This is a genomic window from Caulobacter sp. HJHS_5 (genome assembly GCF_056683955.1).
In genome coordinates this window covers 267,244-292,674 of the sequence record NZ_JBWZNC010000004.1, presented here as the reverse complement: position 1 = coordinate 292,674, position 25,431 = coordinate 267,244, and the positions used below count along the sequence as shown (strand labels likewise).

Sequence of the window (25,431 nt, the reverse complement as noted above, 5' to 3'; positions counted from 1 at the left end):
GAGGATTTCACACGCCTAAGCCGGCCTTCTCGCCCGCATCGCCTGGGCGATCGTCCCGTCGTCCAGCCAGTCGAGGTCGCCGCCGACCGGCACGCCGCGCGCCAGCATGGTCACCGTTACGCCCGAGGCGCCCAGCCGTTCGGCCAGGTAGTGCGCCGTCGTCTGGCCGTCGACGGTGGCCGGCAGGGCGAGCACCACCTCGCGGACGATCCCGTCGCCGGACCGCGCCAGCAGGTCGTTGACCCTCAGGGCCTCCGGCCCCCGCCCGTCGAGCGCCGAGAGCAGGCCGCCGAGCACATGGTAGCGGCCCTTGAAGGCGCCCGCCCGCTCCATGGCCCACATCGCGCCGACCTCCTCGACCACGCACAGCAGGCTGGCGTCGCGCTGGGCGTCCGAGCAGACGGCGCAGGGATCGGAGGTGTCCAGCGCGCCGCAGGTCGTGCAGGTCAGCACCCGGTCGCGGGCCGTGGCCATGGCGTCGGCCAGCGGCCCGAGCAGTTGCTCGCGCTTCTTCAGCAGGGCCAGCGCCGCGCGGCGCGCCGAACGCGGCCCCAGGCCCGGCAGCTTGCCGAGCAGGGCGATCAGTCGCTCGATCTCAGGGCCCGCGGTCGCGCCCAAGTTAGAACGGCAGCCCCGGCATGCCGCCCATCATCCCGGCCATGGGGCCGGCGGCCTCGCGCATCATCTCGGCCTGCTTGGCGTCCAGCTTGCGCTTGGCGTCGGCATGGGCCGCCACGATCAGGTCGGCGACCACCTCGCCCTCGCCGGACGTCAGCAGGCTGTCGTCGATCACCACGCCTGAGAGCGCGCCGCCGCCCTTGAGGGTGACGGTGACCATGCCGCCGCCGCTCGTGCCCTCGACGGACAGTTCGGCGAGCTTCGCCTGGGCGTCGGCCAGCTTCTGCTGCATGGCCTGGGCCTGTTTCATGATCGAGCCGATATCTTTCATCGCGCTACGCTAGTCCTCACTGGAGTTGTTGTTCTCGACGCCCTGCTCGGCGTCGGCCTCGGCCGAGATCGCCGCCTCGTCCTCGGCCGCATAGTCGGCGGGGACCACCGGCGGGGCGATGCGCACCTCGACGATCTCGGCGCCGGGGAAGGCGTCCATCACCGAGCGGACGAAGGGATCGGCCTCGATCTCGGCCCGCTGCTCTCGGCGCTCGCGCTTCTCGCGCTCCCAGGCGCTCTCGGCGCCGCCGCCGCCGACCGTGGCGATCAGCCAGGTCTGGCCGGTCCATTCCTTCAGGCGCAGGGCCAGGCGCCGGGTCAGGTCCGAGGGCGTGCCCTGCACCGGTTCGAACTCGATGGCCCCAACGCGGAAGCTGACCGGCCGCACGAAGCGGTCGAGGTCCATCTTCAGCCCGATGTCGCGGCGCGCGGCCACCAGGTTCAGCACGTCGTCGAAGCTGTTCAGCACCGGCGGCGCGTGCTGCACGGCCGGGGCGGGGGCCACCATGCGCGAGGTCGCCCGCGCGGTCGCCCCGCCGCCGCCCGCCGGAGCCGGGGCGCCGCCGCCGGAATTGCCGCCGCCAATCGGCTGGCCGTCCTGCAGCGCCTTCAGCGCCTCCTCCGGGCCGGGCAGGTCGGCCACATAGGTCAGGCGGATCAGGGCCATCTCCGCTGCCGCCGCCGCGTCCGGCGCGCGCCGCACCTCGTCGTGGGCCTTCAGCAACATCTGCCAGAGGCGGGAAAGCACGCCGGCCGAGGTGTGCGCCCCGATGCCGGCCAGGCGCTGGGCCTGGTCCTTCGGCATCGTCAGGGCGTCCGGCCCCAGCGCCTTGGCCACCGAGGCGCCGTGGCAGTGGTCCAGGAGGTCGAGCATCACCACCGCCGGATCGGCCCCCATGCCCCAGAGCATGCGGAACTTCTCCAGCGCCGGCCCCGGCTGGCCGCTCATCACCGTCTCGAACAGGGCGATGGTCTCGCTGCGGTCGGCCAGGCCCATCATGTCGCGCACCACGGCGGCGGTGACGGTCTGGCCGCGCTCGGTCTGGACGATGGCCTGGTCGAGCAGCGACTGGGCGTCGCGCACCGAGCCCTCGGCGGCGCGGGCGATCAGGGCCAGGCCCTCGCGCTCCACCCGCGCGCCCTCCACCTCGGCGATGCGATTGAGGTTCTCAATCAGCACCTCGGGCTCCACCCGGCGCAGGTCGAATCGCTGGCAGCGGGAGAGGATCGTCACCGGCACCTTGCGGATCTCGGTGGTGGCGAAGATGAACTTGGCGTGCGGCGGCGGCTCTTCCAGCGTCTTCAACAGGGCGTTGAACGCCGCCGTCGAGAGCATGTGCACTTCGTCGATGATGTAGACCTTGTAGCGCGCCTCGGAGGGGGCGTAGCGCACCCCGTCCAGCAGCTCGCGCATCTCGTCCACCTTGGTGCGGCTGGCGGCGTCCAGCTCCAGCACGTCCATGTGCCGGCCCTCGATGATCGCCCGGCAGTGGTAGCCCTCTTCCTTCAGGTCGACGCTGGGCGTCTTGACCGTGTCGGTCTCGTAGTTGAGGGCGCGGGCCAAGAGGCGCGCGGTCGTCGTCTTGCCCACCCCGCGCACGCCGGTCAGCATGAAGCCGTGGGCGATGCGGCCCGTGGCGAAGGCGTTGGTCAGGGTGCGGACCATGGCCTCCTGGCCGATCAGGTCCTCGAACTTTCGCGGGCGATACTTGCGGGCCAGCACCGTATAGGCGGCGCTCTCCTCGCCGGAGGGCGCGTCTTCAGCAACTTGGGGCGTTGGCCGCGCAGGCGCAGACGCGGGAACTGCGGCGGGCGGCGGCGCGCCGAACATGTCGTCGGTGTTCTCGTCGCGCTCGGGCTTGTCTTCGTCCCAGGGCGGATCGCCGTCGAGCGTGAGATCGGTGTCGGACATACGGGTTTCCTGCCGCTCCGAAGGGAGGGGCCGAGTCACTTTAGCGCAGAATGTAGAGAGGTGGAGACCGGCAGACGACCCGAGGCGTGACTCGTTGCGGCTGCTTCCTCTCGGACCTGACCGGGTTGGCGAGGCGCTCGCCCGTCGCCGATCTCCGAGGCCTATATCGGGATTTCGGCCCTCCCTGGCAAGCCCGAGGGACGACTTGGTGGCGAGCGTCACGGGCCGGGGGTAGAATCGGCCGCATGTCCTCCATCGCGTTTCAGAACACCTTCGCCGGCTCGCCGCTCGACCGCGCCGCCGCCCGCCGCGTCGATCCCGACTGGCTGGCCGCCCGCCTGATGGACCCCGCCTCCTGGTGCCTGGCCCTGTGGAAGGGCCAGATCCTGGCGGACGACAAGGGCATTGTCGGCCTGCCAGTCGCCTTCGCCACCACCATCGAGACCGATCCCGACAAGCTGCTGTTCCTGGGCGTCGAGGGCAAGGCGGCCGGCTTCGCGGTCGATATCGACAATGACCTCGATCCCGCCGCCGGGCCGCTCGCCGGCCATGGCCGGTTCGAGGAACTGCGCCCGCTTGCCCTGCGCCTGCCGCGCAACGACGCCGCCGTCGCCGCCTGCGCCCGCTCGCTGTTCGAATGGCGCCGCCGCCATCGCTGGTGCGCCAACTGCGGCCAGCCCACGCGCTCGGCCGAGGCGGGCTGGAAGCGGGTCTGCCCCGCCTGCCGCGCCGAGCACTTCCCGCGCACCGACCCGGTGGCGATCATGCTGCCCACCTTCGGCGACCGCTGCCTGCTCGGGCGGCAGGCCAGCTGGCGGCCCGGCATGTGGTCGGCCCTGGCCGGCTTCGTCGAGCCCGGCGAGAGCCTGGAGGAAGCGGCCGCCCGCGAGATCAAGGAGGAAGCCGGCCTCACCGCCGTCCGCGTCCGCTACCACTCCAGCCAGCCCTGGCCCTTCCCCTCGCAGATGATGGTCGGCTTCCTCGCCGAGGTCGCCGACGACCAGGCCGCGCCCGACCAGACCGAGCTCGAAGCCGTCCGCTGGTTCACCCGCGCCGAGGCCGCCGCCCTCCTGCGCGGCGAAATCGAAGACGCCTTCGCCCCGCCGCCGCTGGCCATCGCCCACCAACTGCTGAAGGCGTGGGTGGAGGAGGGCTGAGCCTCGTTTCTGATCCTGCTCGGTGGCGGAAGGGGGAGCCCAGCGAGCGACGTTGGAGGGCCGGGAAGTAGGTTGCCTACCTTCCGCCGCCGATCCACGTCGGGCGCCGGCAAGGTCCTCGACAAAACCTTCGTCATCCTGAGCGGCGCGTAGCGCCAGTCGAAGGACGCACTGCTTTCCAACTTTACGGCAGATCTCGACCCTTAGGCGACGTTGGGAGCGTCCGCTTTTCGGGCTGCTCGAAGACGCATAAGGGGCTCGATCAGTTCGCCCGACCGATGTCAGTCGCGGTCTCCGACAATCTCCCTGGCGCTAACCTTGCCGTTCCTGTTCCGGTCATTGCTTCGAAACCACTGAAGGACATCTGCCTCCGCGTAGGTGACGACACCATCGCAATTGCGGTCCCTGCGCGCGAACCAGCGCGTGCCTTCGTCGGTGCAAGTCGTCGTCCATGCGCCTCCGCAGAAGGCCGCCAGATACCCGATGCGCGAGGTCCTTTCTGTCGCCGGAACTCCGTACACCTCGTCGCCCTTGCCCAACCAGAAGCTCTCCCATTCCATCCGCGCCCATTCGATCTTGTCGAACGCGCCGTCGTGATCGGCGTCGTAGCTCCAGGTCATCGCCCTCTGAGCTTCAGCGGTGGCCTTTGACATCGGTCGACGCGCTAGGCCGGTGGGGTCGACCGTTGGCGCGGGTTCGGAATAAGCGCAGCGCGAGACTAGATAGTCGCGAGATATCGACGCGCAGCCGCCGAGGCCCAACAAAGGCAAGCTGAAAAACAGAAGAGTGCCGCCTCGCGCCATCATGGAACCTCCGAGTTGGAGCCTTGTAATCCGCACCCGGGTTGACCAAGGGTCAACCTGCGCAGCTTACCGAGTGGCGCGCAGAGAGTGCACAGCTTTCAGTGAGGCTAGCATAACGTCTGATATACACCCTTAGATGACGGTCGCCAGCCAACCCTTTGGAGAGTTCGTCACGCCGCCCACGCCTCGATTTCACGGAGCGCTTGGAGGGCAGGATAGTCCCGTTTTTGGATGTATTGGTGCCGGTAATAGGCGTTCCAATAACTGGTCGCCTTCGCACGGAGCTTCCGCATGGTCTGCCGGTTCTCGCGGGCGAGATTGGCGTAAATCGACTGATCGAGAACCGGGAGGGCGTCTCGAATGTCTTCGGCGATCTCGACGACATATTCGCCGAGCAGCAGGACGACAAAGGGCGCAACCCACCGACTTGGCTGGTCGATCAACGACCGGATAGCCTGCTGACGTAGGCGGCCATCTGTTGCGCGGGTGACGAGGCAGCGGGACGCCGGGCTAAGGTTGCTCAGTCCGGCAGCAGCGACGGACAAGCCAGCGAAATGCAGCCGCTGGGGGATGGCGATCATCTGCCCCGTGACATCGACCGCCTCGGATCGCTGACGATAGGTGTCGTCCACGTACGGCGATAACTCCGACGCAGCTTCATTCGCCAAAGAGGCCATACTGGACGGAAAGGCTCGACGTGCAGCTTCCTTGAACGGCTTGGGGGATAACGCATCCATCTGACAGTTATGCGGGCCGAAGCAAATGTCCGCTACCCACCCCTAGCGGACGATCGGCTCAGAGCAGACGGTCGTACCACTTCGTTGGGCCAGGTAAGTGCGTCGCAACGAGGTCGCATTGGCCGCTCTGCCAATCGAACACGTGCCCGGCGTCGAGGCAGCTATCTGCATTGATCTGGCGGTTCGCCCACCAAGCGACTGGAACCGCCGCCGCCATGACGAGCACAGCAATGACAAGTTTGGTCGTGCGTCGGGCCTGCAATGCGATCTCCATGAGCCCGGTGATGGTAGCCGCTCAATGGCAACTAACCACCCGTAGGCGACATTGCGACAGCGCTTTGTATTTCTTAGGCCCGCTGATCGAGCCCTATTCCACTGACCCGTCCAGCCCGGTTCTCCACGGTTGCCTGAACCGACAATCTCGACAGTTGCGGTCGTATGTTCTATATTTGTTCCATGTCCGCCGGTTCAGACAGCGCCGCTCCGCCGACCTCGCGCCTCGATCGGGCGCGTCGGATGTTGCGCGCGCATTTGGCGACCGTGGCGCACCTCGCGACAGTGGCCGTGAAGCTGATGACGGCCGTCGGACATAGCGGTTTCAAGGCGGCCTCCACCGACGCCGGCCCGTTGGCGGCCATCGGCGCCTTCGAGACGGCGCTCCGTCGGCAGGCCAAGGTCTCGTGGGCTCTGCGGCTGATCGCGGCCTTGCGCGCCAAGCTCATCAGCGATCTGCGGCGCACCGAGCAGGGCGAGAGCCTGGACATCGTGTTCGCCGCCGATCCGACGGAGGCTGAGCCCCCGATCAAGACCGAGGGCGACCCGACGCCGCAAGCCGAGCGCCGCGAAAACCTGCGCCCCGAGCGCGAGCGTCGGGAGACCGAAAGCTTCGGCCGTCTCCTCGGCCGCCGCGCCGACGACGAATTCGCCGAAATCCTCAAGCGCCCCACCGAGGAGGTCATCGCCCTGATCCGCGAGGCGCTGGGCGTCGAGGACGCCGAGGCGGCGCCAGGTCCGCCCGCAGACGGGTGGGAGCCCGGGCGGCCGTTCTGCGGACGCCGCCCCCCGCGCCCTCCGCCTCGACGCCACGTCGGCTTGAACTGATCGCTCGCGCGCTAAATCGCTTCTCATGCTCAGCGTGGGAAGGTGCGGGCGTGAACCCTTTCCCCCCCCGGGGGGACCGCGCAGCGGAGGCGAAGCCAACGGGCAGGGATTGGGGGGGCTGCTGAGGTTCCGCGACCGAGGGAAAAGGACTCTTCTCAGGCGGCTAGGCCGGGCGCTTGCCTGAAAGTCTGCACCCCCATCCCCAGCCCTTCCCCCTTCAACAGGGGAAGGGAGAACGCTCCCTAAGCCCGCTCGCGATACGCGTCGGCCGGATAGGTCCCCAGCACCTCGAAGTGGTCCGAAAAGAACTCCAGCTCCTCGAACGCCCGCGCCAAACCCTCGTCTTCCGGCCGTCCGTCGACCTCGGCGTAGAAGAAGGTCGCGGTGAAGGCGGCGTTCTCCATGTAGCTTTCCAGCTTGGTCATGTTCACGCCGTTGGTCGCGAACCCGCCCATCGCCTTGTAGAGCGCCGCCGGCAGGTTGCGGACGCGGAACACGAAGCTGGTCACGCATTTCACATCCGGCGCCGGGCGCGGCGGATCGCGGTCGGCGGTCATCACCAGGAAGCGCGTGGTGTTGCTCGCCTCGTCCTCAATGTCGCGCTTGAGGATGTTCAGGCCATAGATCTCGGCGGCCAGGGCCGGGGAGATCGCCGCCCGCGTCGGGTCGGGGCGCTCGGCCAGGGCCTTGGCGGCGCCGGCGGTGTCGCCCACCGATTCGGTCTTCACCCCCAGGGCCTTCAGCACCTTGCGGCATTGGGCCAGGGCGATGGACATCGACGCGACCGTCTTCAGGTCCTCGAGCCTGGTCCCCGGATTGGCCATCAGCTGGAAGCGGATCGGCTTGAACACCTCGCCGATGATCTTCAGGCCCGACTTCGGCAACAGGTGGTGCACGTCGGCCACCCGGCCGGCGGTCGAGTTCTCGATGGCGATCATGCCCAGCTGGCAGTCGCCGCTCTTCACCGCCTCGAACGCCTCCTCGAAGGTGGCGCAGGGGACGGCTTCATGGTCCGGATAGTAGGTGGCGCAGGCCTCGTGGCCGTTGGCCCCGAGTTCACCCTGGAAGGCGATACGGCTCATTATGCGATCGCCTTTCTTGCAGCGTCTTTGGCGGCGTCCCTGGCGGCTTCGAGATCGGCCGGGGTGTCGACCGAGATCGGCGCCGCGTCGACCACGGCGGCGTGGATGGAAAGTCCGAGTTCGAGGGCGCGCAGCTGCTCCAGCTTCTCGCGTTTCTCCAGCGGTGAGGGCGGGGCCGCGTTGAAGGCCTCCAGCGCCGCGCGGCGATAGCCGTAAATCCCCACGTGCCGCCAGATCGGCGCATCGCCATAGAGCGTCGAGCGGGTGAAATAGAGCGCCCGGCCGCTGCGCCCGCTCTCATTCATGGAGAGCACGGCCTTCACCACATCGGGATTGGCGCGGTCGGCCGCCGACATTTCGGGAGCCACCACCGTGGCGATGTCGCAGCCCTGGTCCAGCAGGGCGGCGGTCGCCGTCAGCACCTCGGCCTGCACGAACGGCATGTCGCCCTGCAGGTTGATCACCGCGTCGTGGCGGCCCTCGGGGTCGAGTTCGGCCAGGGCGGCGAGGATGCGGTCGGAGCCCGAGGGCAGGGCCGGATCGGTCAGCACGGCGCGGCCGCCGGCCGCGGTCACCGCCTCCAGGATCTCGGCGTCGCCGGCCGCCACGGCGACGGGCGCGACGCCCGCGTCCTCGGCGGCGCGCAGCACGCGCACGATCATCGGCAGGCCGCCGATGTCGGCCAATGGCTTGTTCGGCAGGCGGGTGGCCGCCATCCGCGCGGGAATCAGGATGATCGGGGTCATTACCCTATGGGCCTCGCAGCCGCGTCGTGGCCGGGCCAACTGCCCGGTTGCGCGTGCGCCGGTAGCGTGTAAGAGACGCGAGCGCAACACGGCGAGGGTTTGACGCCGTGCGACCGGGGGAGGGGCCTCGGTCCGATTAGAGGGCTTCAAGGCGGATATGAGCGACCTGACGTTCAACAAGATCGCTGGCGGTGTGCTGGCGGCCGGGCTGACCATCTTCGGTCTGAAGGAAATTTCCACCCTGCTCTTCCAACAGCACGAGCTCGAAAAGCCGGGCTACGCCATCGCGGTGCAGGAAGAAGCCGAAGGCGGCGCCGCCGCCGAGGTTCCGCCGGATTGGGGCACGGTCCTGCCGGCCGCCGACGTGAACGCCGGCAAGGCGATCACCGCCAAGTGCATCTCCTGCCACAACTTCGACGCCGGCGGCGCGAACGGCACCGGTCCGGGCCTGTTCGGCGTGGTCGGCCGCAAGCCGGGCACCCATGGCGGCTTCGCCTATTCGTCGGGCATGGTCGACTACGGCAACGCCAACCCGCAGTGGACCTACGAAAAGCTCGACGCCTTCATCAAGGCTCCGCAGAAGGACGTGGCCGGCACCAAGATGACCTTCGTCGGCCTGAAGACCCAGGCTGACCGCATCAACGTCATCGCCTATCTGCACACCCTGGGTTCGACCCTGCCGATCCCGGCCCCGAACCCCGCGGCCGCCGCGGCTCCCGCTGAGGGCGCTCCGGCCGAAGGCGCCGCCCCCGAGGGCGCTCCGGTCGCCGTCGAAGGCGCGCCGGCCGCCGGCGCCCCGGCCTCGCCCGGCGGCGGTCAGTAAGATCGCATCGGACTGGATTTCGAGGGCCCGCCGGTGAAAGCCGGCGGGCCCTTCGCTTTTCAGGCCTGGCGGTAACGCCCCTTGATCAGGGCGTAGAGCGCGCGGATCGCCTGGGCCTCGGCCCCGCTCGGCCAGCCGGGGCGTCCCTTCGGGTTCCAGGCGAAGATATCGAAGTGAATCCAGACGCCGTGGGTCGGCGCGAATTTCTGAAGGAACAGGGCGGCGGTCACCGAGCCGGCCTGGGCCCAGGCGTCCGGATCGTTCTTCAGGTCGGCGATGTCGCTGTCCAGGGCCTCGGCGTAACCCGCCCACAGCGGCAGGCGCCACAACGGGTCGGCCGTCACGGCCGCCGCCGCCGCCATCTCGACCGCCAGGGTGTCGTCGGCCGTGTAGAACGGGATCACCTGCGGCCCCAGCGCCACGCGCGCGGCGCCGGTCAGGGTGGCCAGGTCGATGGTCAGGTCGGGCGAGAGTTCGCCCGCCCGCGCCAGGGCGTCGGCCAGGATCAGCCGGCCCTCCGCGTCGGTGTTGCCGACCTCGACGGTGAGGCCCTTCCTCGTCCGCAGCACGTCGCCCGGCCGCATGGCGTCGCCGGCGATGGCGTTCTCGACCGCCGGGATCAGCACCGCCAGGCGCACCGGCAGCTTGGCCGCCATCACCATGCGTGCCAGGGCCAGGGCGTGGGCGGCGCCGCCCATGTCCTTCTTCATCAGCCGCATGCCGCCGGACGGCTTGATGTCCAGCCCGCCGGTGTCGAACACCACGCCCTTGCCGACGATGGCGATCAGCGGGCCGCCGGTTCCCCAGTGCAGCTCGATCATTCGCGGCGCGCGCTCGGCCACCGCCGCCCGGCCCACGGCATGCACGGCCGGATAGTTCTCGCTCAGCAGGTCGTCGCCGACGATCGCCGAGAAGCCCGCCCCGTACTGCTGCGCGATTTCGCGGGCGATGGTCTCGATCTGGCGCGGGCCAAGGTCGTTGGCGGGGGTGTTGACCATATCGCGGGCCAGGGCGCAGGCGTGGGCCACGCTGCGCGCCTCGTCGACATCGGCGCCCGGCACGTAGAGTCGCGCCCGGTCGGCGCCGCGAGCCTTGTAGCGGTCGAAGCGATAGCTCCCCAGGGCGAAGGCCGTCGCCGCCGCCGTCGCATCCAGGCCCTCGGCCATCAGGTGGTAGTCGCCGGCCGGCAGCTTGGCCGCCAGTCCGCGCAAGGCGGTGACGTCCGCCGTCTCGCCGAGCCCGAAGACCACGCCCTTCAGCTTGCCGTCCTGGCCGGGGATCAGCACCGCCTCGCCCGCCTTGGCCTTGAATCCGGCGTCCTCGAGCACGCCCTGCACGAAGGCCTTCGAGCCCTTCGCGAAGGCCGGCAGGCCGGCCGGCGTCAAGGCGACGACGTCGCGAAGCCCGTCGTCGTCGGCGTCGATCAGCGGGTCGTGCGGGTGGGAATGAAGGGTGTCGGCCATGGAAATTATGCTTAACGATTCCTTGAGCCGCAGGCGGCACCCTGGGGGCGTCGATCCTGAGGGATGCTTTCCATGTGTCGCATGACGCTCGCCGCCGCAACCGTCCTGGCGTTTGCCGTCGCCACTCCGGCCCTTGCTGCTTCGAAGCCCGTGGAGCCCGCCAAGGTTCCCGCCGCCGCTCCGGCGGCCCAGGCTCAGCCCGCTCCGCCGGCCAAGGCCACCGCTCAGGAGCGCGCCGAGATCGCTCGCCTCGACCCGCTGGCCCGCGCCGCCTTCTGGACCAATCAGGTGCAGATCGACCCGCGCGACGCCGTGGCCGGGGTCAACCTCGCCCAGGCCCTTCGCGGCCTTGGCCGCTATGAGGAGGCCGCCGCCTCCGCCCAGGCGGTGCTGATCACGGCGCCGGACAACATGGACGCCCTGCTGGAAGCCGCCCGCGCCCATGTCGAACGCGGCCAGGGCTTCTACGCCATCGAGCCGCTGACCCACGCCATGCAATTGGCGTCCAAGGACTGGCGGCCGGTGTCGCTGATGGCCATCGCCTATGAGCAGACCAGCCGCGACGCCGAGGCGCTTGCCTCGCACCGCGCCGCCGTCGCCCTGGCCCCCGACGCCCCGGTCCCGCTCGCCAATCTCGCCATGTATCTCGCCGGCCACGACCAACTAGCCGAGGCCGAGACCCTGCTGCGCCGCGCCGCCGCCATGCCGGCGGCCAACGTCCAGGTGCGGCAGAACCTCGCCATGGTGCTGGGCCTCTCGGGCCGGATCGCCGAGGCCGAGCCCCTGCTGCGCCGCGACCTGCCGCCGGAGCAGGCCAACGCCAACCTCGCCCTGCTGCGCGCCGCCAACCACACCGGCCCGGCCACGCGCTCGTGGGACGCGGTGCGCGCCCAGTAACCGGCTCGAGCGTTTTCTCCTCATGACCGACGCCATCGACAGCCTCGCCGAGGCCATCGCCGCCCGCACCCGCCTCGACGCCGCCCAGGTGCGCACCGCCCTGGCCGGCGCCCTCGCCCTGATCCGCAAGCACGGCGACGCCGCCAAGGTGGCCGCCCTGTTCGAGGGGGTGCCCGGCGCCGAGGCGCTCAGCCAGTCCGGACCGCCCCTGCCGAAGCCCGGCCTGTTCGGCGGGCTGATGAAAGCCGCCGGCGGCGGCGCCATGGCCGACGGCATGGCCATGCTGCAGCAACTGTCGAAATCCGGCGTCGGATCCGTCGATCTGCAGCAGGCGCTGCCCATCGCCGCCGAATGGGTCGAGGCCCACGCGGGCTCCGATCTGCTGGGCGAGGCCCTGGCCTCCATTCCCGGCGCCGGCGGTTTACTGAGTCGGGGCTGAGAATTTCTCGCGACCCTTGGCGGGGGGCTTGGAGGTACGGCCTCTTGCAGACGCGGCCTTAGGAACCACCTGACATCGCTGCAGGTTTGTTTCTGGAACCCGCCCCGTCAGGAGCCGCCCCATGGCCGTCAAGGCCCTCATCGCCGCCGCCCTGCTCGTCGCCATCGCCCTCGGCGTGGCCTTGCCGGTGCCGCATGGCGACAACGCCGCCGAGGCCCGCTCGACCTTGCCGGGCCTGGAGATGTCTCGCGGCTAAGGCCGGGGCTCGCTGGTATCGCGTGGCGGCGCGCCGCAACCCTTCAAATCGCCCTGATCGGTCGTCACCACGGCGACGTAGGGATAGGCGCGGTCGCTCATCCCGTCCGAACATTCGCCCGGCGTCAGGCGCACGGCGAAGGCGCTGGTCGTCCAGAGGGCGCTCGTCCCGTCTTCCTCGACGCCGGGATTGGCCACGGTGACCGCCGGCTGGTCGGGCCTCGTCAGCGACAGGGTGTCGGGGCGGATCCGCACCGCCCAGAAGGGCTCGGTCCCCGTCAGGTCGAACCCGCCGCTCCAGGCGCCTGGCGCCTGGGCCGGCGGCTCGGCCGGGGCGTCGGCCGGCGGGGCCTTGTCATAGCCGCCGGCGGACGGCCCGCAGGCCGCGAGCGCGAGCATCGCCAGGAAGGACGGGACGAGGACAAGGCGCATCGGCGACTCCAAGGGCTCGCCCGACTAAACTGCCGATTCGATGGCCCCGCAACGCGCGCGCACCTTCTATGAGTTTTTCGCCGGCGGCGGCATGGCCCGCCTGGGCTTCGGCGACGCCTGGACCTGCGCCTTCGCCAACGACTTCGACCCGCTGAAGGCCGCCGCCTATCGCGACAATCACGGCGGCGACCACTTCCGCCAAGGCGATGTCTTCGCCCTGACGCCGGCCGACCTTCCGGGCGAGGCCGACTTGGCCTGGGCCTCCAGCCCCTGCCAGGACTTCAGCCTCGCCGGCGTGCGCGCGGGCTTGGCCGGCGGCCGCTCCAGCGCCTTCTTCGGCTTCTGGAAGCTGGTCGAAGGGCTCGGCGCCGAGGGGCGCGCCCCGCGCATCGTCGTCGTCGAGAACGTCGTCGGCCTGTTCACCTCCAACGGCGGCGCCGACTTCACCGCCCTCTGCCAGGCCCTGTCCGAACAGGGCTACCGCTTCGGCGCCCTCGAGATCGACGCCGCCCGTTTCACCCCGCAGTCGCGGCCCCGCGTCTTCGTCGTCGCCGTGCGCGGGGCCGCGCCGCCGTCCCTTATGGGCGACAGCGTGTTCTCGACCCGCGCCGTCCGTCAGGCGCGCGAGCGCCTGCCCGCCGCGCTGCGCCGCCATTGGATCGACTGGCGCCTCGCCGCGCCGCCGACGCGCAACGCCGACCTCGCTTCCGTGCTGGATTTCGACGCCCCCTGTCGGCCGGCCGAGGACACCGACCGCCTGCTGGGCCTCATGGTCCCCGCCCACCGCGCCCGCCTCTCGCAGTCCGGCGAGCGCGTCGTCGGCGCCGTCTTCCGACGCATGCGTGGCGACGCCCAGCGCGCCGAGGTTCGCACCGACGGCCTCGCGGGCTGCCTGCGCACGCCGCGCGGCGGCTCGTCGCGTCAGATGCTGGTCATCGCGGAGGAGGGCAAGGTGCGCTCGCGCCTGATCACCCCGCGCGAAGGCGCCCGCCTGATGGGCCTGCCCGAAACCTACCGCCTGCCGCCCCGCGCCACCGCCGCCCTGCACGTGATTGGCGACGGCGTCGCCGTGCCCGTCGTCCGCTGGCTGTCCGAGCGGCTGCTGACGCCTCTCGCGGACGCCCTGAACGACGCGGAATCCGAAGCGGCGGCCTAGTCCTACCGCTACGCTCGGCTTAAAGTCGCGCGCCAAGACGAGGGACGCCCCATGGACGCCAAGACCCCCACCTACGACGCTCACAACTACGCCCGCAAAGGCCGGGGCAAGATCTACGACTCGGTGATCGACCTGATCGGCGACACCCCGCTGGTGCGCCTGCCGCGCCTCTCGGCCGAGCTCGGCGCCAAGGCCGAGGTCGTCGCCAAGCTGGAGTTCTTCAACCCGATCAATTCGGTGAAGGACCGGATCGGCGCCGCCATGGTCGAGGCCCTGGAGCTCAACGGCATCCTGAAGCCGGGCGGAACCATCATCGAGCCGACCAGCGGCAACACCGGCATCGCGCTGGCCTTCGTGGCCGCCGCCAAGGGCTATCCGCTGATCCTGGTCATGCCAGAGAGCATGTCGATCGAGCGCCGCAAGATGCTGGTGCTGCTCGGCGCCAGGCTGGAGCTGACCCCGGCCGAGAAGGGCATGCGCGGCGCCGTCGCCCGCGCCCAGGAACTGCTGGCCGAAATCCCCGGCTCGGTGATGCCGCAGCAGTTCGAGAACCTGGCCAACCCGCAGGTCCACAAGGTCTCCACCGCCGAGGAAATCTGGAACGACACCGAGGGCCGCGTCGACGCCGTCGTCTCCGGCGTCGGCACCGGCGGCACCATCACCGGCATCGGTCAGGTGCTGAAGGCGCGCAAGCCGTCGCTGAAGATGGTCGCCGTCGAGCCCGAGGCCTCGGCCGTGCTCTCCGGCGGCGCGCCCGGCCCGCACAAGATCCAGGGCATCGGCGCCGGCTTCGTGCCGGGCGTGCTCGACCGCGGCGTCATCGACGAGATCATCCAGGTCTCCAACGACGACAGCTTCAATATGGCCCGCAAGGCCGCCTCGGTGGAAGGCATCCCGGTCGGCATCTCCTCCGGCGCGGCCCTCGCCGCCGCCTTCGACCTGGCCCTGCAGCCGGAATGGGAAGGCAAGCTGATCGTCGCCATCATCCCCAGCTTCGCCGAACGCTACCTGTCGACGGCGCTGTTCGAGGGGCTCTGACGGGCTCTCCGCCCATGACCGACGTCTTCGATCCCGCCACGCGCTCGCGGGTCATGGCGCGGGTGAAGGGCAAGGATACCGGGCCGGAGATGAAGGTCCGCAAGGCGCTCACCCGCCTGGGCGCGCGGTATCGGCTGCATCGCAAGGACCTGCCGGGCAAGCCCGACATCGTCCTGCCCGGGCGCCGCCTGGCGATCTTCGTGCACGGCTGCTTCTGGCATGGCCACGACTGCGCGCGCGGCTCGCGGGTTCCCAAGGCCAACCGGGAGTACTGGACCGCCAAGGTCGGCCGCAATGTCGAGCGCGACGCCCGCAGCCAGGAGGCCCTGCGGGCGGCCGGCTGGCGGGTCGAGACGATCTGGGAGTGCGATCTCAAGGAAACGGCGAGCCTGGAGGCCAGGCTCGCCGCGCTTCTCGTTCAGGCTTGAGGCCTGGGTCTACGGCAGGCCCTTCACCTTCACCTTCACCCGGCCGACCGAGTGGCCCATGGTGATGTAGATGTAGCCGTCGGTGCCGAAGTAGCAGTTCGAGGCGCCGAGGTTGGTCTCCATCACGCCTATGCGCTTGCCGGCGGGGTTGAAGATGATCAGGCCAGGGCCGCCCGAGCACCACAGGTTGCCCTGGGCGTCGACCTTCATGCCGTCGCCGCCGGTTTCGTTCTCGACGCCGAAGTTGCGCTTGTTGGAGGTGCGGTTGCGGGAGTCGACGTCGAACACCGCGCGGTTGGCGCGGCCGCCGCAGGTGTAGAGCTTGGTCCCATCGGGCGACAGGCCGATGCCGTTGATCAGCGGCGACTTGTCGACCACGGTGATCTCGCCGTCGGTGCCCAGGCGGAACACGCCGTGGAAATCGAGCTCAACGTACTTCGAGTTCGCCACGCCGTTCAGGCCGTAGGGCGGGTCGGTGAAGAAGATCGTGCCGTCCTTGGCGATGGCGATGTCGTTCGGGCTGTTCAGACGCTTGTCGCCAAAGCGGTCCGCCAGGACCTCGGTCTTCATGGTCTTCAGGTTGAGCTTCATCACCGTGCGGTTGCCGCTGTCGGCGTAGATCAGGAAGCCCTTCCAGTAGTGGATGCCGTTCGAGCCGGCTTCCCGGAACACGTTGTCCGGGTCGGCTCCGAAGAAGCCCGACGGCTTCTTGAAGATGGTGTGGCTGTAGTCCTTCGGGTCCCACTTCCACATGATGTTCTTGGGCGGGTCGGAATGGATCAGATAGCCGCCGTTCTCGGGCACCCAGCACGGGCCCTCGGCGTTGCCTTCCACATTGGCGATACGTTCGACCACGGCGCCGTCGTCGGCCAGGACGTTGAACGACGGGTCCAGCGCCTTCAGGCGGCCGATCTCCACCTTCAGCGGCGCGTTCGGGTCGTAAGGCGGGCGCGGCGGGCGCGGCGGGCCAGCCGGAGCGCCGGGGGCGGCGCCGGCGGGCGGGCCGCCCGGAGCCGGCTGAGCCGGGGCTTGAGCGAAGGCCGACTTCGCGACGGCGGAAGTCAGGGCCGCGGTCCCGGCGAGGCCGAGCAGCTTACGGCGGTCTAGGGTCGTCATGTGGCGTATCGCCTCCCTCTTATTTTCGCCCAGTATACAATTGGGGTCGGTGGGAGTCCTAGCGTCTAGCTGCGACCCGATTATTTCAGACCCTCAATCTGCGAGAACCTTCGGCGACCGTCGGTATTCGTTGTAGTTAAGGGATTTTTTCGGCCTCATCGCCCAAATGGCGCCGTGCCGCCGCTGTCCCGCTTCCCCCTGTCGCTCTCCCAGCTCGACCTGGTCGCCGCCGACTCGCGGCGTCTGGGTCCCGCGCGGCTGGTCGCCGCCGCCGTTGTCGTCGCCCTGGTCGTCCTCACCCTCGATGTCAGCCGGGCCGCGATCTGGGGCGCGGCCATCCTCGTTTGCGAGGGCTGGATGTGGGCCGTCACCGGACCGTTCACGCGCGGCGAGCCGGTCAGCGATCGCCGTCGTCTGGCCTACATGGCCTCGGCGCTTGGCGGTTGCGCCAGCTGGTTGTTGCTCAGCCTGTTCTACTGGCTCGACCCCACGCGCGGCGGCGCCTTCCTGGCCCAGCTGATCTGGAGCAGCCTGCTGCTCAACGCTATCAGCTTCGCCTTCCGCTCCAACCTCGCCCTGGTGATGTTCGCCGTCCCGGTGTCGGCGACGATGATCGCCGCGCCCCTGCTGGCCCCGCGCTTTCCCGGCGCGCACCAGGCGATGGCCTTCGTCGGCCTGGTGATCCTGGCGATCTACGCGGCGATCTCGGCCTATCGCAACGTCAAGGCCGCCCGCGCCCTGGTCGAGACCCAGGCCGAGCTCGAACGCGCCAAACAGGCCGCCGAGACCGCCAATGCGGCCAAGTCGGTCTTCCTCGCCACCATGAGCCACGAAATCCGCACGCCCCTCAACGGGGTGCTGGGCATGGCCCAGGCGATGGCCCGCGAGCCCCTGCCGCCCCGCCAGCAGGCCCGGCTCGACGTCATGCGCCAGGGCGGCGAGGTGCTCTCGGCCCTGCTCAACGATATTCTCGACTTCGCCCGCATCGAGGCCGGCCGCCTCGAACTGGAGGAGGCCGCCGTCGACGTGGCCGAACTCGCCCGCACCGCCTGCGCCGCCTTCGCGCCCCTGGCGGCGGAAAAGGGCGTCGCCCTGGTGCTCGATGTCGAGCCCGAGGCCGAGGGCCTGTGGCGCGGCGACCTGGTGCGGCTGCGCCAGATCCTGTTCAACCTGGTCTCCAACGCCGCGAAGTTCACGGTCGAGGGCGCCGTCGCCGTGCGCCTTTCCGTCGACCGAGGCGCGCTGGAGGTGGTCTGCGCCGACACCGGCCCCGGCATTTCGCCCGAGCGTCTGCCCACCCTGTTCGATCGCTTCGTCCAGGGCGCGGCCTCCACCACCCGCCGGTTCGGCGGCTCAGGCCTGGGCCTGTCGATCGCCCGCGAGTTGGTCGAGCTGATGGGCGGCTCCATCACTGTGCGCAGCGAGGTCGACCACGGCTCGGAATTCACCGTCCGCCTGCCGCTCCCCCGCGCCGCCGGCCCGGAGCCCGCCGCCCTGCCCATCGATCCGGGCGTGCCCTCCGCCATCGAGGACCGCCCGCTGCGCATCCTCGCCGCCGAGGACAATCCGATGAACCAGCTGGTGCTGAAGACCCTGCTGGAGTCCCTGGCCGCCGATGTCGCCTTCGTGGGCGACGGCGTCCAGGCCGTCGACGCCTGGCGCGCCGCCGTCGAGGCCGGCCGGCCCTTCGACCTGATCCTGATGGACGTGCAGATGCCGGTGATGGACGGCGTCGCCGCCGCTCGCGCCATTCGCGACGCGGAAGGTCCTGAAGGGCGCCGCACGCCCATCGTCGCCCTCACCGCCAACGTCATGGCGCATCAGCAGGCCGACTACCGCGCCGCCGGCATGGACGAGGTGGTGGCCAAGCCCATCGAACTGGCCGAGCTGTTCACGGCCATCGCCAAGCTGGTGGGCTAGGGCGCCAGGGTTAAGTGTGCGCGGTTGACCCGCCCGGGCGCGCTCTAAACATTAGAAAGTAGAGCCTAGGTGAAGTAGCCGACTTGGCCGCTGACCCGCACCTGGCAGGCCTGACCCGCGTCGATGGCCTTGCGGGCCATGCGATTGGCGGCGGCGAGCGCCTCGTTGCGGTCGCGGCTGTGTTCGGAATGTTCGCCCAGGTGCTCCACCGCCCACTGGTCGCGGTCGCGCGTGACGGTGAAGATGAGCCTGTCGGGAGGATTTCGCATCCGTCCCAGTAGCACACCCTAACTCCTTTTAGGGATTTAACTTTTTTCCCGGCGCGGGAACCAACGGCAGCATTGCGCGTAACACGCCGTTCTTCTCGGCGAACTGATGCTTCAGCGCGCCCAGCACATGCAGCGCCAGAAGCACGTACAGCGCCTTGGCGCCCAGGCGATGGATATCCATCACCGCCAGGGCCTCGGGCCGCGTTCCCCGGATCGGCAGCAACGGCCAGTCGAACAGTCCCCACATGTCGATATGGCGGGCGAACATCGACGAGGCGATCCAGCCGGTGATCGGGAAGATCAGCAGCAGGGCGTAGAAGCCGAACTGCGTGCCCCGCGCCGCCCAGGCCTGCCACGCCGGGGTCTCCTCCGGCAACGCCGGCGGCCTGTGCCCCAGCCGCCAGCCCAGCCGCGCCAGGGTCAGCAGCATTATGGCGATGCCGTCGGCCTTGTGGATATCGCCCCACAGCCGCGCCGACGGCCCCTTGGCGTCCACGCCCCAGATCAGGGCGATCTGCGCCAGCACCAGCACAGCGATGATCCAGTGCAGCGCGATGGCGACGTTGGAGTAGCGATGGGGGGCGGAAGGGGCGGGCACGGCGAAGCTCCTCGAGGACAGCCGAGCTTTCTGGCGAATGCGACGCGTTCGCACAAGGGCGAGTGGCGAGGCGCCTGGGCTAGACGTGCTCGTCCGTGTCTGCGGCTCCGCTTGCGTTCGCCAAGGCGCGGCTATTTACTGTTTTCGGCCTCGGCGGGAGACAGCCGCCGCGAGACCTCATGCGAAAGGCGGCCCCATGCCGCAGACGCCCCTCATAGAACGCGCGTACCAGTTGGCGCGCTCAGGCAAGTTCACCACCGTCACCGGCGTCGGCAAGGCGCTGAAGCGCGAAGGCTATTGGGGCATCGATCCCGCCTTCGCCGGCGCCTCGATCCGCCGCGAACTCCGCGCTCTTATGCGTGAAGCGGAGCCGGTGGGGGCAGGGGCCTAGCGCCCGTCCGGCGATCCGCTAGGCTGCCGGGGTCATTCCCTGGAGGCGCCCTGTGACCCGGTTTCTGACTTCCGCCCGCATGGCCCGCGGTCCGCTTCTCGCGCTGGCTCTCGGTTGCCTCACGCCCGCTGTCGCCGAGGCGCAGCCGGTTTTGCCCGTACCCTCCGCGGGGGTCATTCCCGACGTCGCCGGCGCCACCGACAAGCCCGATCCGGCCCGTGTCTACAAGCTGGCGCTCGACATCAAGAGCATGCCAAGCCGGCCCGACGAGGTCAGCCCCGCCCTGATCGCCGCCGCCCGCCTGATCAACACCTATCGCAGCTACGGCGTGCCCGCGCAGAATATCCAGGCCACCGCGATCTTCCACGGCCCGACCATCGTCACCGTCACCACCGACGACGTTTATCGCCGCCGCGCGGGCGGCCAGGGCAACCCCAACGCCGCCATTCTGCGCGAGCTTGAGGCGGCCGGCGTCAAGTTCGTCGTCTGCGGCGTCTCGGCCCGCGAGCAGAACTATGTCGCCGCCGACATCCGCCCCCCGGCCCACCTCAACCTTTCGGCCACGGTCACTCTGATCGACCTGCAGTTGCAAGGCTATGTGAAGGTCGATCGCTAGCCGGCCCGTAGGGGGCTCGCCCCTCAACCCGCCGGCGTCTTCGGCGTGAGGATCAGCACCCGCCCCTCCACCCGCCAGCTCTCCAGCTGGGTGAGGAAGTTCATGCCGAGGATGTCGACCGGGCCGAGGGCGGGGCTGATCACCGCCTTCAGTCCGCGCGCCGCGATGGCCGCCTCGCCGGCGGACATCGAGCCGCGCGCGGTCGTGATCGTCGGCGCGCCCAGATCCAGCCGGTCGATGGTGGCGGTCTGCGCCTGCACCACGCCGTTGGCGGTGCGCAGCATCATCGGCATGACGCGCATCTCAGCCTCCACGCCCGCCGCGTCGGCTGTCTCCCGCGACAGGGCCGTCACCGTCGCCCCGCTGTCGATCAGCATCCGCCGGGGCAGGCCGTTCACGCTCGCCGCCGCCCAGAAATGCCCGTCCGGGCTCATCCGGATGCGCACCTCGCGCCCGGCCACCGCCTGGCCGGAAAGCCCCAGCTTGTCGGCGATCCCCGCCAGCGCCGGCTCGAACGGCGCCTGCCGCAGCACCACGAAAATGAACAGCCCCAGCAACGCCAGGCTGAACGCTCCTCGGATCACCGCCCCGACCTTCGGAATCCGAAACAGCCCGAACAGCACCACCGCCGCGACGGCGGCGTAGAGGGCGATCTTCTGCCATTCAGGCGTGACGGCGACGGGCATGCAGAAGGGAATGCGCGGGGCGGGCGTCGGTGGCAAGGGGGCAGCCGCTGGAACCCAAGTCTCCGCGCGCCATTCCGCTGATACAGCGGAGAAACCCCCATGACCCTCGCCGACAAGGCCCAGGACAAAGCCGTCGAGTCCCTCAACGCCGAGGGGCGCAGCGTGGGGCATGTCGCGCTCGGCGCGGGGATAGCGGCCCTGCTGATCGGGGTCACGGCCGCGCTGTCGGCGCGGCGGGCGCCGGCCGTGGCGCCCGGGGGCGAGCCGGTGCGGCATCCGATGGTCAAGGCGATGTGGCCGGCGGTGTTCTCGGTCACCACCCTGGCGGCGCTGCGCGTGTGGAACGCGCCGGACAGCCGGGCGCGGACGCGGGCGCTCGGCCTATGGGGCGTGCTGCAGGCCTCGAACCTGGCCCTGACCTTCTGGCGGCCGACCGGCAAGACCGAGCAGGTGCTGGCCGCCACCGCCACGGCGGGCCTGACCGCCGCCTACGCCCGCGCGGCGGCGGACGTCGATCAAAAGGCGGCCAGCGTGGCCGCCCCGTCGGGATTCGCGGGGCTGGCGTCGCTGGCGGCGACGCCGTCGCGGTAGTTCCCTTCCCCCTGTTGAAGGGGGAAGGGTCAGGGATGGGGGTGCAGACTGTCCGGCGAGGCCACGGCGGTCGGAACGTCCGCAGTCACCCCCAATCCCGGCCTTTCCCCCTTCGAGGGGGAAAGGAGCTTAAGCCGCCTTCACCCCGGCCGTTTCCGGGTAGAACCGCTCGCCCTTGGCCGCCATGTCGCGCAGCAGTTGCGGCGGCTCGAACCTCGGGCCGTAGGTCGCCGCCAGCCGGTCGGCCTCGGCGACGAACTTCGCCAGCCCGATGCCGTCGATGTAGCTGATCACCCCGCCGGTCCAGGGCGCGAAGCCCCAGGCCAGGATGGAGCCGACGTCGGCGTCGCGCGGGTCGGTGACCACGCCCTCCTGCATGCAGCGGGCGGCCTCGATGGCCTGGCGGTAGAGCAGGCGGGTCTTCAGCTCGGCCACGAACGGCGGCTCGGCGTCCTTCTGGGTGACCGGCGCGAGGTCGGAAAGGCCGGGCCACAAGCGTTTCGGCCCGCCGCCTTCCGGGTAGTCGTAGAAGCCCTTGCCGTTCTTGCGGCCATAGCGGCCGAGCTCCACGACCATCTTCTCGACCACGGCGTCCAGCGGCCGGGCCACATAGGCCTCGCCCAGGTCCTTCTTGGTCGCCTCGGTGATCTTGTGGGCGAGGTCCAGCGCGATGTCGTCGCTCATTTCCAGGGGGCCGCGCGGCATGCCGCTCATTCGCCCCACATTGTCGATGGTCGCCGGGGCGATGCCCTCGGTCAGCATCTCCATGCCTTCCTGCACGAAGGTGACGAAGCAGCGCGAGGTGTAGAAGCCCCGGCTGTCGTTCACCACGATCGGGGTCTTCTTGATCTTCAGGCTGTAGTCGATGGCCACGGCCGCCGCGTGGTCGCTGGTCTTGGCCCCGCGGATGATCTCGACCAGCATCATCTTGTCGACCGGCGAGAAGAAGTGGATGCCGATGAAGTCGTCCGGGCGGACCGAGGCTTCCGCGAGCCCCGTGATCGGCAAGGTGCTGGTGTTGGAGCCGAACACGGCGCCGGGCGCCAGCATGGCCTCGGCCTTCTTGGTAACCTCCGCCTTCACCTCCCGGTTTTCGAACACCGCCTCGATGACCAGGTCCGATCCCTGGATCGCTTCGTAATCCGTAGTGGCGTTGACGAGCGCCAGGGTCGCCTCCCCCGCCTCGGCCGTCATCTGGCCGCGCCCGACCCGCTTCTGCACCAGGTCCTTCACGTGGGCCTTGCCCTTGTCGGCCGCCTCCTGCGTCTGGTCGATTAGCACGGTCTCGATGCCGGCCATGGCCTGCACATAGGCGATGCCCGCGCCCATCATCCCGGCGCCGAGCACGGCCACCTTCTTCACATCGGCCTTCGGCTCGTCCTTCGGGCGGCCGGAGCCCTTGCCGATGGCCTGCATGGAGCCGAACAGGGTGCGCAGCATGCCGGCGGCCTGGGGCGTGGCGATGGTCTTCAGGAAGTAGCGGCTCTCGATGCGCAGGGCGGCGTCGATGGGAACCTGCAGGCCTTCGTAGACGCAGCGCAGGATGTTCAGCTGGGCGGGATAGTTGCCGTAGGTCTGCTTGCGCAGCATGGCGATGCCCATAACGAAGATCTGGAAGCCGGCCGGGTGATAGGGGCCGCCGCCGGGAATCTTGAAATCCTTCTCGTCCCACGGCGCGACGGCGCGGGGGCCGGTGCGCACCCAGGCCTTGGCCTTGTCCACCGCCTGGCCCAGGGCGCAGACCTCGTGGATCGCCTTGAGGCCGAGCGCCTCCTGCGGCTTCATCGACTTGCCCTCGAGCAGATAGGGCGCGGCGGCCATCACCCCGAGCAGGCGGGTCAGGCGCTGGGTGCCGCCCCCGCCGGGCAGCAGGCCGACCTTGGCCTCGGGCAGGGCCAGCTGCACCTTGGGCCCGTCGGCCACGACGCGGTAATGGCAGGCCAGCGCCAGCTCGAACCCGCCGCCGAAGCACAGGCCCTCGATGGCCACGGCCACCGGCTTGCCGCAGGTCTCCAGCCGGCGATAGACCGCCGAAAGCCCGAAGGCGGCGGCCTCGGCGGCCTTCAGTTCGGCGTCGGTCAGGCCGTCGAGGCCCTTGCCGAGCACACCGCCGGTCATGGCGCCCATCTCGTCGAGGTCGGCCCCGGCGCAGAAGCCGCTGGCCTTGCCCGAGCAGATCACCGCGCCCTTCACGGCGGCGTCGGTCGTGATCCGCTCGATGATCTCCGAAAGCTCGGCGATGCCCTTGGCGGTGAGGGTGTTCATGCTCTTGCCGGGCGCGTCGAGCGTGACGAGCAGGATGCCGTCGGCGTCGAGGTCGGTCTTGAAGTTTTCCATGGCGGTTCTGCTCGCTCTGGGGTCCGGACGGACCGTTGGAAATTCAGGAAAATCCGCTCTCCCCGGCGAAGGCCGGGGTCCAAGCCGAGTCGACAGATCGGGCGGCGCGGTTGCGGCGCCGCGATCGACCTTGCGAGTCAGCATGGGTCCCGGCCTTCGCCGGGATGAGCGGGGTGGAAGCGGACATCACACCCGCTCGATGACCATGGCCGTGCCCATGCCAGCGCCGACGCACAGGGTGACGAGGGCGGTTTCCTTGTCCGAACGCTCCAGCTCGTCGACCATCGTCCCCAGGATCATCGCCCCGGTCGCGCCGAGCGGGTGGCCCATGGCGATGGCGCCGCCGTTGACGTTCAGCTTGTCGGACGGAATGCCGAGAACCTGCTGGTAGCGCAGCACCACCGCCGCGAAGGCCTCGTTCAGCTCATAGAGATCGATGTCGCCGACGCTCATCCCGAGCTTCTTCAGCAGCTTCTCGGTCACGAACGACGGGCCGGTCAGCATGATCGAGGGCTCCGAGCCGATCGAGGCCATGCCCTTCACCCGCGCCCGGGGCTTCAGTCCCGCCGCGTCGCCGGCCGCCTTGCTGCCGATCAGCACGCCGGCCGCGCCGTCGACGATGCCCGAGGAATTGCCCGCGTGGTGCACGTGGTCCATCCGCTCCACCTGCGGATAGCGTTGCATCACCACGGAATCGAAGCCCATCTCGCCGGGCGTGGCGAAGGAGGCGTTCAGCGCGCCGAGGCTTTGCAGGGTCGTTTCCGGCCGCATGTGCTCGTCGTGGTCGAGGATGATCGCCCCCGCCTGGTCCTTCACCGGAATGATCGAGCGGGCGAAGCGCTTGTCGGCCCAGGCGGCGGCCGCGCGCCTCTGGCTTTCCACCGCATAGGCGTCGACGTCGGCGCGGGAAAAGCCGTGCAGGGTGGCGATCAGGTCGGCGCTGATGCCCTGGGGCGCGAAATAGTGGTCGAAGGCGCTGGCCGGATCGACCGGCCAGGCCCCGCCGTCGGACGACATCGGCACCCGGCTCATGCTCTCGACGCCGCCGCCGATCACCATGTCGGCCTCGCCGACCATCACCTTGGCGGCGGCCATGTTGCAGGCCTCCAGGCCCGAGGCGCAGAAGCGGTTGATCTGCACCCCGGCGGTGGTCTCGGCGTAGTTGGCGGTCAGCACGGCCGTGCGGGCGATGTCGGCGCCCTGTTCGCCCACCGGCATCACGCAGCCCAGGATCACGTCGTCGACGACGGCGGTGTCGAGGCTGCTCCGGTCGCGCAGCTGCTCCAGCACCTGGGTCGCCAGGGACAGGGCGGTGATCTCGTGCAGCGCGCCGTCCTTCTTGCCCTTGCCGCGCGGCGTTCGCACCGCGTCGTAGATGTAGGCTTCGGTCATCGGCGGACCTCCCGTGAGACGGCTTGTTCGTTGTTAACCAAGATGGTGTCGGATGCGGGCAATATCGAGTTGGAGACCGGGCTCGCACGCGAGCCCGA

Annotated in this window: 28 protein-coding genes and 1 other RNA gene; 13 read left to right on the top strand and 16 right to left on the bottom strand. The window is 69.8% G+C overall.

Going from position 1 to position 25,431, the window contains the following annotated elements:
• Positions 1-15: 15 nt before the first annotated feature.
• The 4 genes from recR to ffs form a co-directional block, all read right to left on the bottom strand.
• Positions 16-618 (bottom strand): recombination mediator RecR, encoded by a 603-nt coding sequence (gene recR / locus ACFLIT_RS09745; protein WP_479911026.1) that lies wholly within the window; start codon positions 616-618, stop codon positions 16-18.
• A gap of 1 nt (position 619) precedes the next feature.
• Positions 620-949, bottom strand: a complete 330-nt coding sequence (locus ACFLIT_RS09740; protein WP_479911025.1) for a YbaB/EbfC family nucleoid-associated protein — start codon at positions 947-949, stop codon at positions 620-622.
• Between the two features lie 9 nt (positions 950-958).
• Positions 959-2,860, bottom strand: a complete 1,902-nt coding sequence (locus tag ACFLIT_RS09735; RefSeq protein WP_479911024.1) for a DNA polymerase III subunit gamma/tau — start codon at positions 2,858-2,860, stop codon at positions 959-961.
• A 61-nt stretch (positions 2,861-2,921) separates the two neighbouring features.
• An RNA gene (gene ffs / locus ACFLIT_RS09730) (signal recognition particle sRNA small type) lies at positions 2,922-3,014 on the bottom strand.
• Positions 3,015-3,105: 91 nt separating this feature from the next.
• Here ffs and nudC point away from each other — a divergent pair.
• A complete protein-coding gene (gene nudC / locus ACFLIT_RS09725; protein WP_479911023.1) occupies positions 3,106-4,017 on the top strand; it encodes an NAD(+) diphosphatase in 912 nt (303 codons plus the stop codon).
• 281 nt (positions 4,018-4,298) lie between these two features.
• On the opposite strand, the gene ACFLIT_RS09720 is transcribed toward nudC, so the two are convergent.
• Both ACFLIT_RS09720 and ACFLIT_RS09715 read right to left on the bottom strand, forming a co-directional pair.
• A complete protein-coding gene (locus tag ACFLIT_RS09720) occupies positions 4,299-4,637 on the bottom strand; it encodes a hypothetical protein (RefSeq protein ID WP_479911022.1) in 339 nt (112 codons plus the stop codon).
• 353 nt (positions 4,638-4,990) lie between these two features.
• Positions 4,991-5,452 (bottom strand): hypothetical protein, encoded by a 462-nt coding sequence (locus tag ACFLIT_RS09715; protein ID WP_479911021.1) that lies wholly within the window; start codon positions 5,450-5,452, stop codon positions 4,991-4,993.
• A gap of 621 nt (positions 5,453-6,073) precedes the next feature.
• On the opposite strand from ACFLIT_RS09715, the gene ACFLIT_RS09710 reads away from it, so the two are divergent.
• Positions 6,074-6,658: a hypothetical protein gene (locus ACFLIT_RS09710; RefSeq protein ID WP_479911020.1), complete on the top strand. Its 585-nt coding sequence runs from the start codon at positions 6,074-6,076 to the stop codon at positions 6,656-6,658.
• 242 nt (positions 6,659-6,900) lie between these two features.
• Here the strand turns inward: ACFLIT_RS09710 and ACFLIT_RS09705 are convergent, their stop codons facing one another.
• Both ACFLIT_RS09705 and ACFLIT_RS09700 read right to left on the bottom strand, forming a co-directional pair.
• A complete protein-coding gene (locus tag ACFLIT_RS09705; protein WP_479911019.1) occupies positions 6,901-7,740 on the bottom strand; it encodes a prephenate dehydratase in 840 nt (279 codons plus the stop codon).
• The gene (locus ACFLIT_RS09700) at positions 7,740-8,486 is read right to left on the bottom strand and encodes a 3-deoxy-manno-octulosonate cytidylyltransferase (RefSeq protein ID WP_479911018.1); all 747 of its coding nucleotides are present in this window, start codon (positions 8,484-8,486) and stop codon (positions 7,740-7,742) included. The genes ACFLIT_RS09705 and ACFLIT_RS09700 overlap by 1 nt, the downstream gene beginning before the upstream one ends.
• Before the next feature lie 157 nt (positions 8,487-8,643).
• On the opposite strand from ACFLIT_RS09700, the gene ACFLIT_RS09695 reads away from it, so the two are divergent.
• Entirely contained in the window at positions 8,644-9,309 is a 666-nt protein-coding gene (locus ACFLIT_RS09695; protein ID WP_479911017.1) for a c-type cytochrome, read from the top strand.
• A gap of 59 nt (positions 9,310-9,368) precedes the next feature.
• Here the strand turns inward: ACFLIT_RS09695 and ACFLIT_RS09690 are convergent, their stop codons facing one another.
• Positions 9,369-10,772: a leucyl aminopeptidase family protein gene (locus ACFLIT_RS09690; RefSeq protein ID WP_479911016.1), complete on the bottom strand. Its 1,404-nt coding sequence runs from the start codon at positions 10,770-10,772 to the stop codon at positions 9,369-9,371.
• A 72-nt stretch (positions 10,773-10,844) separates the two neighbouring features.
• On the opposite strand from ACFLIT_RS09690, the gene ACFLIT_RS09685 reads away from it, so the two are divergent.
• From ACFLIT_RS09685 to ACFLIT_RS09675, 3 genes are all read left to right on the top strand, one after another.
• On the top strand, positions 10,845-11,669 hold the full coding sequence (locus tag ACFLIT_RS09685) for a tetratricopeptide repeat protein (RefSeq protein ID WP_479911015.1): 825 nt from the start codon (positions 10,845-10,847) through the stop codon (positions 11,667-11,669).
• A gap of 22 nt (positions 11,670-11,691) precedes the next feature.
• A complete protein-coding gene (locus tag ACFLIT_RS09680; protein WP_479911014.1) occupies positions 11,692-12,108 on the top strand; it encodes a hypothetical protein in 417 nt (138 codons plus the stop codon).
• Between the two features lie 121 nt (positions 12,109-12,229).
• Complete coding sequence (locus ACFLIT_RS09675; RefSeq protein WP_479911013.1) at positions 12,230-12,364, top strand: hypothetical protein; 135 nt, start codon at positions 12,230-12,232, stop codon at positions 12,362-12,364.
• On the opposite strand, the gene ACFLIT_RS09670 is transcribed toward ACFLIT_RS09675, so the two are convergent.
• On the bottom strand, positions 12,361-12,795 hold the full coding sequence (locus tag ACFLIT_RS09670; RefSeq protein ID WP_479911012.1) for a COG3650 family protein: 435 nt from the start codon (positions 12,793-12,795) through the stop codon (positions 12,361-12,363). The genes ACFLIT_RS09675 and ACFLIT_RS09670 overlap by 4 nt on opposite strands.
• A gap of 40 nt (positions 12,796-12,835) precedes the next feature.
• Here ACFLIT_RS09670 and ACFLIT_RS09665 point away from each other — a divergent pair, with 40 nt between their 5' ends.
• From ACFLIT_RS09665 to ACFLIT_RS09655, 3 genes are read left to right on the top strand one after another with little or no spacing between them, the layout of a single operon-like run.
• Positions 12,836-13,951 carry a DNA cytosine methyltransferase gene (locus ACFLIT_RS09665; protein WP_479911011.1) on the top strand — a complete coding sequence of 372 codons (1,116 nt, stop codon included), beginning with the start codon at positions 12,836-12,838 and terminating at the stop codon, positions 13,949-13,951.
• A 51-nt stretch (positions 13,952-14,002) separates the two neighbouring features.
• Positions 14,003-14,989, top strand: coding sequence for a cysteine synthase A (gene cysK / locus ACFLIT_RS09660; protein ID WP_479911010.1), 987 nt, complete (start codon positions 14,003-14,005; stop codon positions 14,987-14,989).
• 14 nt (positions 14,990-15,003) lie between these two features.
• Complete coding sequence (locus ACFLIT_RS09655) at positions 15,004-15,417, top strand: very short patch repair endonuclease (protein ID WP_479911009.1); 414 nt, start codon at positions 15,004-15,006, stop codon at positions 15,415-15,417.
• 9 nt (positions 15,418-15,426) lie between these two features.
• Here ACFLIT_RS09655 and ACFLIT_RS09650 read toward each other — a convergent pair whose 3' ends face one another.
• Positions 15,427-16,533 (bottom strand): SMP-30/gluconolactonase/LRE family protein, encoded by a 1,107-nt coding sequence (locus tag ACFLIT_RS09650; protein ID WP_479911008.1) that lies wholly within the window; start codon positions 16,531-16,533, stop codon positions 15,427-15,429.
• A gap of 174 nt (positions 16,534-16,707) precedes the next feature.
• Here ACFLIT_RS09650 and ACFLIT_RS09645 point away from each other — a divergent pair, with 174 nt between their 5' ends.
• The gene (locus ACFLIT_RS09645; protein WP_479911007.1) at positions 16,708-18,453 is read left to right on the top strand and encodes an ATP-binding protein; all 1,746 of its coding nucleotides are present in this window, start codon (positions 16,708-16,710) and stop codon (positions 18,451-18,453) included.
• A gap of 65 nt (positions 18,454-18,518) precedes the next feature.
• On the opposite strand, the gene ACFLIT_RS09640 is transcribed toward ACFLIT_RS09645, so the two are convergent.
• Positions 18,519-18,722 (bottom strand): DUF2188 domain-containing protein, encoded by a 204-nt coding sequence (locus ACFLIT_RS09640; protein WP_479911006.1) that lies wholly within the window; start codon positions 18,720-18,722, stop codon positions 18,519-18,521.
• Between the two features lie 28 nt (positions 18,723-18,750).
• Positions 18,751-19,320, bottom strand: coding sequence for a cytochrome b (locus ACFLIT_RS09635; RefSeq protein WP_479911005.1), 570 nt, complete (start codon positions 19,318-19,320; stop codon positions 18,751-18,753).
• 196 nt (positions 19,321-19,516) lie between these two features.
• Between ACFLIT_RS09635 and ACFLIT_RS09630 the strand changes: the two genes are divergently transcribed.
• Positions 19,517-19,711, top strand: coding sequence for a hypothetical protein (locus ACFLIT_RS09630; protein ID WP_479911004.1), 195 nt, complete (start codon positions 19,517-19,519; stop codon positions 19,709-19,711).
• Between the two features lie 52 nt (positions 19,712-19,763).
• Positions 19,764-20,327 carry a DsrE family protein gene (locus ACFLIT_RS09625; protein WP_479911003.1) on the top strand — a complete coding sequence of 188 codons (564 nt, stop codon included), beginning with the start codon at positions 19,764-19,766 and terminating at the stop codon, positions 20,325-20,327.
• 23 nt (positions 20,328-20,350) lie between these two features.
• Here ACFLIT_RS09625 and ACFLIT_RS09620 read toward each other — a convergent pair whose 3' ends face one another.
• Positions 20,351-21,013 carry a retropepsin-like aspartic protease family protein gene (locus ACFLIT_RS09620; protein ID WP_479911002.1) on the bottom strand — a complete coding sequence of 221 codons (663 nt, stop codon included), beginning with the start codon at positions 21,011-21,013 and terminating at the stop codon, positions 20,351-20,353.
• Between the two features lie 99 nt (positions 21,014-21,112).
• On the opposite strand from ACFLIT_RS09620, the gene ACFLIT_RS09615 reads away from it, so the two are divergent.
• Positions 21,113-21,604 (top strand): tryptophan-rich sensory protein, encoded by a 492-nt coding sequence (locus ACFLIT_RS09615; RefSeq protein ID WP_479911001.1) that lies wholly within the window; start codon positions 21,113-21,115, stop codon positions 21,602-21,604.
• Positions 21,605-21,733: 129 nt separating this feature from the next.
• On the opposite strand, the gene ACFLIT_RS09610 is transcribed toward ACFLIT_RS09615, so the two are convergent.
• Complete coding sequence (locus ACFLIT_RS09610; protein ID WP_479911000.1) at positions 21,734-23,941, bottom strand: 3-hydroxyacyl-CoA dehydrogenase NAD-binding domain-containing protein; 2,208 nt, start codon at positions 23,939-23,941, stop codon at positions 21,734-21,736.
• 186 nt (positions 23,942-24,127) lie between these two features.
• Complete coding sequence (locus ACFLIT_RS09605) at positions 24,128-25,333, bottom strand: acetyl-CoA C-acetyltransferase (RefSeq protein WP_479910999.1); 1,206 nt, start codon at positions 25,331-25,333, stop codon at positions 24,128-24,130.
• Positions 25,334-25,431: the final 98 nt, after the last annotated feature.